The organism is Streptomyces swartbergensis (assembly GCF_002148965.1).
GTDB classification, from domain to species: domain Bacteria; phylum Actinomycetota; class Actinomycetes; order Streptomycetales; family Streptomycetaceae; genus Streptomyces; species Streptomyces swartbergensis.
The window spans coordinates 1-655 of sequence record NZ_NGFN01000847.1; the positions used below are offsets into that span (position 1 = coordinate 1).

The 655-nt window shown below is 72.5% G+C and carries 1 protein-coding gene; it reads left to right on the plus strand.

Annotated elements, in window-relative coordinates; genetic code table 11:
* Positions 1 to 541, plus strand: a 541-nt coding sequence (locus CA983_RS44700) for a hypothetical protein (protein WP_244207383.1), incomplete at its 5' end; no start/stop codon positions are given.
* Positions 542 to 655: the final 114 nt, after the last annotated feature.

Here is a 655-nt window from a genome sequence, read left to right on the forward strand (position 1 = left end):
GGTCCAGCTCCTCAGCCGCATCCTCGACGACGCCGGATCGGCCTACCGGGTCAATGAGGCAGGGGATGGGCTGGAGGAGCGGGTCACGCCGGGCGTGCGCGACGCGGTCCGCCAGACGATCGCCGACGCTGCGGCCGGGCCCGCCGCCGGGTCGGCGGCCGACCATCTCGCCGCGGCCTGGCAGGCGGCCTACGGGCGTGGCCCGGACCCGGTGCGCGCATACAGCGAAGCCATCAAGGCGGTGGAGTGCGCGGCGCACGCCGTCATCCAGCCCAGCCACGCCAAAGCCACCCTCGGCACCATGCTGGGTGAGATCAAGAACGCCCGGCACAAGTTCAGCGCGGCGATCCCATCCCCGACCGGTGATCCGATCGCCCCGGCTGAGGCCATGATGCGCGCGCTGTGGGAGGGACAGACCTCGCGTCACGGGGCCCAGACCGCGACCGTGCCCGAGACACTGGAGGCCGCCCGGGCCGGAGTCCACCTCGCCGCGGCCCTGGTGCAGTGGTTCGTCTCCGGAGCCGTCGTCCGCACGCCCTGAGCTCGGATGGCTCTCCTTGCCACAAGGGCGCGTACGTGCACCAGGTCCTCGCCCCCGGCGTCGATGTGGAGGTCCCCGAAGGCTGAACTCCGGTGGACCCGTACAGGGGTGACA